Below are 10096 nucleotides of genomic sequence, written 5' to 3' on the forward strand. Positions count from 1 at the left end.
CGTGCAGGAAGGTGGCGGATTGATAGTGCCGCATGGCCTCATCCTGTTGCCCCAGCGCCTCTCGGGCACGGCCCATCAATTGCTGCGTGTTGGCCATGGCTTCGAGGTTGCCCGTCTTTTCCCGGATCCGCGCCGCCCTCGCCAAATGCCAGCATGCCAGCGCGTGCTGCCCGAATCCCGACAGCAGCATGCCGATGGCTTCATCGGTACAGGCCAGGCCGGTCTCGTCTCCCGTCTCTTCCTCGATCTTTCTCGCTCTGAAAAGCTGGTTCAGCGCCTCGTGGTGCTGGTGCAGTGTCGCGTTCAACTTCGCATAGCGGTACAGCACTTTCGCCTCGCCGCTGCGCAACTGTGCCTCGATGACGATGTCGAGCGCCTTCTGAAGCAGATGCCGGGCATGGGAATGATCGTTCATGGCCAGGGCCGTTCCCGCCAGATGGTGAAGCGCCGCCGCCTCGTCCTCGACGCTGCGGACAGAGGGATGTCTTGCCGCGGAGAGTGCTTTCCCGTAATACGTCGCTGCCTCCTCGGGCGCGCCCTGTTCTTCGAGCAGCCTGTCGATGGAAAGCTGGATGCGCCCTTCGCCGCACAGGTCCGCCTTGGCGGCATGGACGGCGCAGGCTTCCTCGAGCAGCGGGCGCGCTTCGGCATACATGCGGTTGTCCATGAACAGGGCGGCGAGATTGTGCAGCGTATGGGCCAGGCCAATCGTATCGCCCGCCTCGCGCTGGGTTGCGATTGCTTCCTCATAGTATGTGCGCGCCTGTTCACGCCGATTCAATTCCCGGTAGGACACGCCGATGTTGTTGAGAAGGGTGCCGAGGTTCTTGCGGCTATCGGACGTTCGGCAGCGTGCCATCGCACACTCGAGCAAGGCGACCGCTTCACCATGCCGGCCGAGCGATTGATAGATTTCCGCCATTGCGTTCAGGCTCATCATCTCGCCATGCGCATTGCACAAGGTAACGTGTACGCCATGCGCCTCCTTGTGGGAAACGATCGCCTGCTCATGCTGCCTGAGCCTGACATGCAAGCGGCCGATGCGCGACGCGCATTCCGCCTGGATTTTCCTGTTGCCGCAATAGTTGCAGTGCCTGCTGCCACGTCTCAAGAGCATGGACGAGGTCCGCGGACTCCTCGCAACGTGTTGCTTCCTCTTCAAGCATGGCCGCCAGGGTGGCGGGCTTGGTGTCCTGTTTCTGCTCGTCGGCTTCCACTCTTTTTCCTTTCCTTGGTCGGAACCGGCTGTTTCGAACGTCGGACGCTGCACGCCGGGCATGCAAAGGCACGCTCGGATCCTGTGGCGTCAATGGTGCATTCGTGTGTGGTATTCGACCCCGGATCGTTCCTCAGGGGCGTGGCGGGCGACGCGGAAGCGGCGGAAAAGAGAGGGCCGGCAAAGAAGGCCGGCGGCAGCCGGCCCGCGCGGGACAAGTTTGGAGAGTACCGTCGTGCCGGCGGCCGGACCGTTATGAACGGGATTCCGGCTTCGGCAGGCTGCGGGCGTGGAACGCGCAGTACAGCTTGTCCGGTCCGTGACCGCGGCCTTTCTCGCACTGGTATTTGCGCAGCAGGCGCCGGCTGCTGTCGATCATTTCGACGATGCAGCGGCGCGGATCTTCCGGAATACCCTGCGGATTGGTTTCACTCATGCCGAACACCCGCAGCTTCAATAAGTCGCTCATCGAACCTCCCTTAAAAGTCATGACGATCTGCAATATTGACGAATATAAATTACTGCCATGAAAGTGGTAAAGGGTTTTGCGGAGGTCGGATGCGATCTCTCAGACCGGGCAACGCCGGGATTGCAACCAAAAAGGGGCGCAAATAGTCGTACGAGGTGGCGTTATTAATAAAGCAAGGGAGGAGCAACGGCATGCCTGCACAGCATGGCAAAGCCGGAGCATGCAGCGCGGTTCGGCCGCGGCGCCGCAGTCAGGAAGGATGAAGGCAACCCATTCGATCACTACTTCGCTGCCCAACACCAAAGGAGACAAACGATGACACCAACCCCCGACCGCAAGAAAGGCTGCCTGGCCGCACTGGCGCTGATTGCATCTTTCGTTGCCGCGCCCGCACATGCCGATTGCTTTCCGTCGAAATTCGGCCCGGACGACCAGATCGGCAATCTGAATTACATTACGCCCGAAAAAACCAGGGAGGCGAGCAAGCTGATCAAGACCGGAAAGTCGTATCGGCTCGGCATCGAGACGAACAAGAACACGCCAGCCTATGCGCCGCGCAGCTTCGAATTGACCGTCGTCCAGCCGGGGCAGGAAAACGGTCCGATCGGGCCGACCAGAACTTCCTACAACGACGACATCATTAATGGCTGGGTGGGTATCGGTTCGCAGCTCGATGGCCTCGGACATCTCGGCATCAACAATGTCTACTACAACTGCAACTACGCGCCGAACTTCGTGCAAAAAGACGGCTTGCGGCGGCTGGGCATCGAAACCGTCCCGGCAATCGCCACCCGCGCGGTAGTGCTCGACATGACCGCGTACTTCGGCATGAACCCGGTGAAGGAGGGTACGGCATTCAATCGCGAGCAGATCGAAGGCGCGATGAAAAAACAGGGCATCAAGTCGATCGACAAGGGCGATGTCGTGCTGTTCTACACCGGCTGGTCGAAGCTGATCGGCAAGGACGATGCGCGCTACAGCGCCGGCGAACCCGGCCTGGGAATCGACGGCGCGCATTACCTCGCATCGCTCGGCGTCGCCATGGTGGGGTCAGACAGCTGGGCGGTGGAGGTGCTGCCGGCCGAGCCGAATGCCGGCGCATTCGAGGTGCACCAGATATTGCTGGCCATGAACGGCATCTTCATCCTGGAAAACATGAACACCGAGGAAATGGTGAAGGACAAGGCATGGGAAGCCTTCTTCACCCTTGGGCCATCCAGGATCACCGGCGCGGTGCAGGCGATCATCAATCCGATCGCCATCCGGTAAGGTAGCGAAAAGAGCGGCGGGCCGGCGATGCGCCGGTCCGCCCGTCAAAGGAACATCATGTCGCACCGGGCTTGCATAAAGAGGCATTCGTGAACAAACCGGAAACCGCGATCCAGGACTTTCTTGCTGGCGGCAGCGAGATGGCGCGGCTGATGCGCACACACGACTGGTCTGGCTCGAAGCTTGGTCCGCCCGCGACATGGCCGTGGTCGTTGCGGCGGATCGTACGCCTGATGCTCGGCACGAAGTTTCCGATGTTCGTCCTCTGGGGACAAAACCTGAGCTGTGTTTACAACGACAGCTATATCCCGGTCCTGGAACATCGCCATCCCGGCGCGCTGGGACAGCCTCATCCGGAAATCTGGCCCGAACTGTGGCCGGAACTCGAACCGTACATTCAACGGGCGCTGGCCGGCGAATCGACCTTCTTCAAGAATCATCCGCTGCCGATGCTGCGCGACGGCGGTGCGCAGGCGCGCTGGTTCACCTTCTCGTTCTCTCCGGCCTTCGACGACGAAGATCATATCTGCGGCGTACTCTGCGCGGGCAGCGAAACGACCGACAGCGTTGTCATGCAGCAGCAATTGAGGGACGCCGAATCCAGCCTGCGCCAGCTCAACGCCACGCTGGAGCAGCAGGTCGAGCAGCGCACCCGCGAGCGCGACCGCATCTGGCGCAATTCACAGGACCTGCTGCTGATCATCGACGGCAAGGGCATCCTGCGGTCCGTCAATCCGGCGTGGACCAGCATCCTCGGTTATCCGCCGGCGGAATTGACCGACCAGCCGTTCGAGCCTATCGTCCATCCGGACGATATACAGCCGACCTACGAGGCGGTCGGGCGCGCCCTGCGGGCGCCGGTGGTGCATTTTGAAGTCCGCATCCGCCACAGGGAGGGTGGATTCCGGTGGTTCTCCTGGACCGCCGCAGCAGAAGAGAACCTCATCTATGCGAACGGACGCGACATCACGGTGCTGAAGGAGCAGGCCGAGGCGTTGCAGCAAACTGAGGAAGCATTGCGGCAGGCGCAGAAGATGGAAGCCGTCGGCCAGCTTACCGGCGGCATTGCGCATGATTTCAACAACCTGCTCGCGGCGATGATGGGCAACCTGGAACTGATGGAATTCCGGCTTGCGCAAGGCCGCACGGCGGACCTGCTGCCGTATCTCAAGTCAGCCATGTCGGTGGTCGACCGGGCTGCCGCGCTTACGCATCGCCTGCTGGCCTTTTCCCGCCGCCAGACGCTAACGCCGAAGCCGACCGATGTGAATGCGCTGGTGACGTCGATGGAAGAATTGATCCAGCGCACCGCCGGTCCCGCGATTCGTGTCGGGACGGTGCTTTCTCCCGACCTCTGGCGCACGTTGTGCGATCCGCACCAGCTCGAAAGCGCCTTGCTGAATCTTGCGATCAATGCACGGGACGCCATGCCCGACGGCGGCAACCTGACGATCGAGACGGCCAACGTGCGCCTGGACGAACGCTATGTGGCAGGTCATGAAGGCGCCGCGCCGGGGGGCTACATACGCATCAGCGTGACCGATTCCGGTACCGGCATGGCGCCCGAAGTGCGTGAGCGCGCATTCGATCCGTTCTTTACCACCAAGCCGATGGGGCAGGGGACCGGCCTCGGGCTGTCGATGGTCTACGGTTTCGTCAAGCAGTCCGGCGGCACCATCCGCCTGTACTCCGAGCCCGGCCTCGGCGTGACCGTCAAGATCTATCTTCCCGGCTACGAGAACGAGGAGCAGGACGATATCCTGCCGCCGTCTCCCGCCGCCGGCAAGAAGCACGGGGCAGCGGCGAGGATACTGGTGGTCGAGGATGAAGAGGCGGTGCGTACATTGATCGTCGAAATGCTGCGCACAATCGGGCACAGCGTCCGCGAAGCAGGCGACGGCCACGAGGCGCTGCAGGCGCTGGAAGCTTCCCAGCCGGTGGATCTTCTCATTACCGATGTGGGTCTGCCGGGTGGCATGAACGGCCGCCAGCTTTCGGATGCGGTGCGGGCTATGTATCCGGAGCAGAAAGTGCTGTTCATCACCGGCTATGCGGAAAACGCGGCCATCCGCAACGGCCTGCTGGAGCCGGGCATGGAAGTGATGACCAAGCCTTTTGCGATGGAGCTGCTGGCCGGCAAGGTGGCAGACATGCTGAAGCTGCTGCAACGGTGAGGCGGGGATGACCGATGCTGCTTTCGCGGGAAGCTGCCGGACCGCCCGTCAGCGCGATGAATCTGCCGAAGCAAGGGAAGCGCGGTCCTGCGAACCATGAATGCCGCATCGCCTGCGCTTGCGCCGGCGTGCCTTTGCATTGCGCACGCCGGTATGCAATACATCCCTAGTCCACCTTCGCGCCGGAGTCTTTCACCACCTTCGCCCATTTCTTGGTCTCGGCATCTATGTGAGCGGCGAACTGTTCCGGCGTATTGCCGACCGGGTCGGCACCCTGGGCCACCAGCTTTTCCTTCACCGCAGGACTCGACAGCGCCTTGGCGATTTCCTGCTGCAACTGGCTGACGATCGGCTTCGGCGTGCCGGCAGGTGCGAGGATGCCGAACCATGAACTCGCTTCGTAGTTCGCCAGTTCGCCGCCCGTCTGGGAAATCGGCGCGGCCTGCGGCAATGCCGGCGATGGTTTGCTGCTGGTGACGCCGAGCGCCTTCAGTTGGCCGCCCTTGATGAAGGGCATGGCGGATGGCAGGTTATCGAACATCACCTGCACCTGGCCGCCGACCAGGTCGGTAATGGCAGGCGAAGAACCGCGATACGGGATATGGACCATGAAGGTCTTGGTTTGCGTCTTGAACAGCTCGCCGGCGAGGTGAATCGAGGTGCCGTTGCCGGAGGAGGCCATGTTGACCTTGCCGGGATTCTGCTTCAGGTAGGAGATCAGGCTCTTGACGTCGCTGATCTTGTTCTTGTCGGCGAACTCCGCGTTCAGCACCAGCACGTTCGGCACCGCCGCGACCACGGTGACCGGCGCGAAATCCTTGACCGGATCATAGGGAAGCTTCGAATACAGCGACTGATTGATGCCATGCGTGCCCACCGTACCCATCAACAGCGTATAACCGTCCGGGGCTGCCCGTGAAACGATCTGCGCGCCGATATTGCCGCCCGCACCGGGACGATTGTCGATGATGAATTGCTGGCCCATCGACTTGCTGAGTTCGGCGCCGACCGCACGCGCCAGGATATCGGTGGTGCCGCCGGCAGCGAACGGCACGACGATGGTGACCGGCTTGGCCGGATAATTCTGCGCATGGCCGCTCGTCGCGCCGATGACGCAAGCGACGGCGACGGAAGCCGACAGCAGGTGGCGGAAACTCATCTTGATTCTGTTCATTCTGTTTATCTCCTGGATGTTTTTCTGAAAGACGGCATGGCGGCATCACTTGATTCCGCAGGGTGGAACTTTGTTTTGCGTTGCAAGCGATATAGTAACGCAAGGGCTTCGATTCGCGAATGACCACGGTTTCATCCCGGTTCATCCTCGCATATATCTTCCGCGCCGACATTGCGGTTGTTGGACCATGATTCGGCGGTTATGTCGCAGGTTTGCGGGCCTTGGCTTCAGACTTCAATAAAGATCTGTTCCGTTTTTTTCCACACGTTTGCACGCCGTTGTAATAAAGAGGTACTAATTTCCCGATAAGGCGAGACGGCTGTGCCGGGTCCGGGAGAACAATCCAAGCGTTGCCCAGTGCGTTAATGCCCGCACGGTGGTGACGTACGTCAACTGTTCGCGTGGAAAGCCAAACTTGTGCTTCATCCTGCGGTCACTATGACTTTGGGATCAGGACTGATTAGTGGAACCTGAGGATTTCGTCGCCAACATCATTTTCTGCATCATCGCGGTGTTGGTCGTACTCTATTTTTTTGCGCTGTGATACAGCACTTGCAGGATGCCTATCCTTCCGGCATGGAACTTGCAAAGCCTTCGGGGTCCTCAATCTGCCGGAAAAAAACATGCGTCCTTCAGACCAAATGATCGAATCGCTGATTGCTTCGCTAAGCGATGAGGCCAGTGAAAAGGACCGACACCTTTTCAAACTCGCCTTGCGGCAGTTGGTAAAAATTGCAAAAGCGGAACAGGTACAAGCGATCGAGGAAGATTTCGACGCGGTATATAAAGTGCTCAGTCTCCGTTAGAGCGGTTTTCACCAACACCCTCCGTCGATGACGGGAAGCCGTCAGCGCCGGTTCGCTGCAGCATGCGGCCGGATTCACCGGCGGCGTCCCTCGACCGCGCATCGTCACTTCGTAATACGCAGCACTTCCGCCGCGAGGGTCGCGAAGCAGGGTTCCAGATCGGCGGCAGTCGCCGCATGGCAATAGACGCCCACGGGATGGCCGGCGCTGGCCCGCTTGCACCGCTGCGGCGCATCCTCCGAATTCGCCATGCATTTGAGCAGATTCTCGCCGGTATCGTCCGGCATGGAATCGGGCGCGTTGACGATCTTCAGCAAGGGGCCGAGACCTATCGTAAAGACATGAATGCCTTCCGCGCGCGCCTTCGCGGCCATCGCTTCCACCAGGTTCTTCGACGCGCGGTTCACATTCATCCATGTGGCTTGCGGTGTGCTGGTGTCATTGGTGACAGGGCGGGGACCGCTGGCCACGATCGGAAATTCACGGTCCGCCGGGTCATGGGCGTTGTACCAGGCGGGCATGCCTCGCGGGGACAACGCCGCCGATATGCCGCCGCCCTTGTTGCAGGCGCCTGCCGCCGGGGTGTTTTGACTCGTGTGGTTCCCCAGGCCCGTCGGCCGGCCTGCGGCCATGCCGTCGCCGGTGCCGATCACGCCCGGCCGGTCGCATTCCGCCGGATTGCGGAAGGCGAAGCGGGAAGCAAAGGAATTGGGCGTGCCGTCCGAGAAAAAGACGATGACCCGCATGCTGGACCGGTCCCGCGGTCCGACCCGGTTGAGCTGGTCGCGGCCATGCCAGAAACCCTCGGCCGAATTGGTCAGGCCGGAAAACTGGTATGCGCCGACTTCGCGCGCCATCTGCCGCTTGTCGAATCCCCTGAGCGGACCGGTGCGGATCGGCACATCGACTTCCGCGCCAAATGAGAAGTGAATCAGCGACAGGCGATCGGTGGATGCGCTGAAGCGGTCGATAAAGGCGGCCGAATGCTGCCTGACATGAGCTGCCACCGGATTGACCGATCCGGAAGTGTCGACCACGAAGGCCAGGTCCACATCCTTGCGGATGGATTCGGCGGAGGCGGCGATATCCAGCACGTCGAATCCCATCACGCCCATGAGCGTCACCGGCACCCTGGCCCGGGCGCTAACGTTGACGGTGATGACGCCGGGCCGCGGGCTGTCGAAAGCCACGTCCGGCGCATCGAGCGTGGCCACCGAGCCGAGATAACCGGCCGGGTAGTTCGCCGCAAAAAAATGCCTGGCGGCGCGTACACCGTTGGCCTGCTGTTCGGCCCGGGTGTCGCCCTGCGCCGCGGCGCGCGCACCGGCGACTGCCGCGGCATCGACCGCGGCATTCAGTTTTCCCCGGATGAGATAACCCAGGCCGGAATCAATCGCCAGTCCGGCCGCACCGGCCAGCAGCACCATCGATACCGCAAGCACGACGAAGACCTGGCCACGCTGCTTGTTCAAGTTGAATGTTCTCATCGCATGCTTCGTGGTTTCAGGCCGCGTCAAAACACGGTCATTGCATACAGCTCCGGATCGATATCCGGCGTCACGATGTCCGCGCTCAGCCGCATCGCGCCGAACAGCAGGGGGAATTTGTAGAAGGTTTCGACCAGGTACACCATGTCGCCTTCATCCAGTTTTGGGGCAGCATTTCCCAGGGAATGCCTGACTGCAGCACAAACAGGATGCCGGTCAGCGCACGCCGGTCGTCCAGCCGCTTGCGGCCCGGGTGGATCTTGCGACGCCGCTTCACCGGCAGCATCGGCTCGATCTGCTCCCACAGCTTGTCGTTGACCAGTTCGCGCGCCATGGTTCACATGCCCCAATATCCGTTCGCGGGATCGATACCCATCGATGTCAGCATCACGCATGCAAACGTTCCGGCAGCGATGGCCACGCCATAGGGCAGCTTCCCCGCGGACGACGAAGCCGCGTCGATTGTCGGCATCTCGTTGAGCATCATCTTGAAGAAGCCGGGCAGCAGCATGGTGCGCAGGTTGTTCAACAGCAGGGCGAGCATGCGGTTGCGGAGCACGACCGCAATGCAAAGCAGGCCGCCGATCACGAAGGTGGCCAGCACGACGTTCAGGATTGCATGTGCGCCGAGGAAGGCGCCGACCATCGCCATCAGCTTCACGTCGCCGGCGCCCATGGCGCGCAGCAGGTAAAGCGGCAACATCAGGCCGAGTCCGGCTCCCAGGCCGCACAGCGATCCCCAGAATCCAAGCGCGCCCGGCAGCACGCTGACGAAGCCATAGCCTTCCGGCAGCGTGGTGTTGAATACGATTCCGGCGCAGGCGCCGATAAGGACCAGCCGGTTTGAAATGCGGTGCGCCTTGATGTCGGTGATGACGGCGCACAGAAGCAGCGAGCATAGAATCGCCACGACCGCTGCGGCTATCAGTGATGGTGTGATGATGTTCATGGCGCAGGCTGCTGTTCGTAGTTGTCGGTTTGCTTTATTAAGGTCCCGTTCCTCGGCGGCGTGTTTCCGGTCTGGTGTTCGTCAGATAACCAGGCCGGAAACAACGCGGCGCGAGTATCAGGTCGCTGCTGCGGTGCATGCAGCGGCGGAGCCGCCAAGTTTTGTGACGATGGTGCGGAAGGTTTCGCAGACGCGATTGCCGACGGTCGACACGGCGACCACGATCACCACGGCGATCAATGCGGCCAACAGTCCGTACTCGACGGCGGCTGCGCCTTCTTCGTCACGGATGAAGTGTTTGACGTGATCCAGTAATTTCGATTTTATGATTCCTCCTGAAGATGTGAGTGGGCTTCCGATGCGGAAGAGGCATAACGCAGAATGGAGAAGTCGATGACTGCTGAACCGCTCATATCGAGATGCCATCCCTTGATGCCGCCTCTTTCTCATCGTGCAGAGCACCTAACGAAATGCATGTCTGCGTTTGCATTGCCATCCGTGTTCAACTGAAGCCGAACATTTTGTTAGTGCATTTTGTTAGGTGCTCTGGAA

The 10096-nt window shown here is 61.0% G+C and carries 10 protein-coding genes; 3 read left to right on the plus strand and 7 right to left on the minus strand.

All coding sequences use genetic code 11. The annotated features are described in order from the left end of the window. The coding region (locus tag VGU61_RS02100) for a tetratricopeptide repeat protein (RefSeq protein ID WP_326857442.1) at nt 1–1117 on the minus strand (1117 nt) is incomplete at its 3' end. 352 nt (nt 1118–1469) lie between these two features. Next, a complete protein-coding gene (locus VGU61_RS02105) occupies nt 1470–1685 on the minus strand; it encodes a hypothetical protein (protein WP_326857443.1) in 216 nt (71 codons plus the stop codon). 315 nt (nt 1686–2000) lie between these two features. On the opposite strand from VGU61_RS02105, the gene VGU61_RS02110 reads away from it, so the two are divergent. Both VGU61_RS02110 and VGU61_RS02115 read left to right on the plus strand, forming a co-directional pair. After that, nucleotides 2001–2954, plus strand: coding sequence for a cyclase family protein (locus VGU61_RS02110; RefSeq protein WP_326857444.1), 954 nt, complete (start codon nt 2001–2003; stop codon nt 2952–2954). 89 nt (nt 2955–3043) lie between these two features. After that, the gene (locus VGU61_RS02115) at nt 3044–5128 is read left to right on the plus strand and encodes a hybrid sensor histidine kinase/response regulator (RefSeq protein ID WP_326857445.1); all 2085 of its coding nucleotides are present in this window, start codon (nt 3044–3046) and stop codon (nt 5126–5128) included. 166 nt (nt 5129–5294) lie between these two features. On the opposite strand, the gene VGU61_RS02120 is transcribed toward VGU61_RS02115, so the two are convergent. Next, nucleotides 5295–6302, minus strand: a complete 1008-nt coding sequence (locus VGU61_RS02120; RefSeq protein ID WP_326857446.1) for a tripartite tricarboxylate transporter substrate binding protein — start codon at nt 6300–6302, stop codon at nt 5295–5297. 641 nt (nt 6303–6943) lie between these two features. Between VGU61_RS02120 and VGU61_RS02125 the strand changes: the two genes are divergently transcribed. Continuing rightward, entirely contained in the window at nt 6944–7108 is a 165-nt protein-coding gene (locus VGU61_RS02125; protein ID WP_326857447.1) for a hypothetical protein, read from the plus strand. A 104-nt stretch (nt 7109–7212) separates the two neighbouring features. On the opposite strand, the gene VGU61_RS02130 is transcribed toward VGU61_RS02125, so the two are convergent. The 4 genes from VGU61_RS02130 to VGU61_RS22605 form a co-directional block, all read right to left on the minus strand. Continuing rightward, nucleotides 7213–8595: a vWA domain-containing protein gene (locus VGU61_RS02130; protein WP_326857448.1), complete on the minus strand. Its 1383-nt coding sequence runs from the start codon at nt 8593–8595 to the stop codon at nt 7213–7215. An 85-nt stretch (nt 8596–8680) separates the two neighbouring features. Next, nucleotides 8681–8929: a transposase gene (locus VGU61_RS02135; RefSeq protein ID WP_326857449.1), complete on the minus strand. Its 249-nt coding sequence runs from the start codon at nt 8927–8929 to the stop codon at nt 8681–8683. A 3-nt stretch (nt 8930–8932) separates the two neighbouring features. Then, nucleotides 8933–9544, minus strand: a complete 612-nt coding sequence (locus VGU61_RS02140; RefSeq protein WP_326857450.1) for an A24 family peptidase — start codon at nt 9542–9544, stop codon at nt 8933–8935. 117 nt (nt 9545–9661) lie between these two features. Beyond that, nucleotides 9662–9994, minus strand: coding sequence for a Flp family type IVb pilin (locus tag VGU61_RS22605; RefSeq protein WP_414691583.1), 333 nt, complete (start codon nt 9992–9994; stop codon nt 9662–9664). Nucleotides 9995–10096: the final 102 nt, after the last annotated feature.

The sequence above is a fragment of the Noviherbaspirillum sp. genome (genome assembly GCF_035944575.1).
Lineage (GTDB): Bacteria > Pseudomonadota > Gammaproteobacteria > Burkholderiales > Burkholderiaceae_D > Noviherbaspirillum.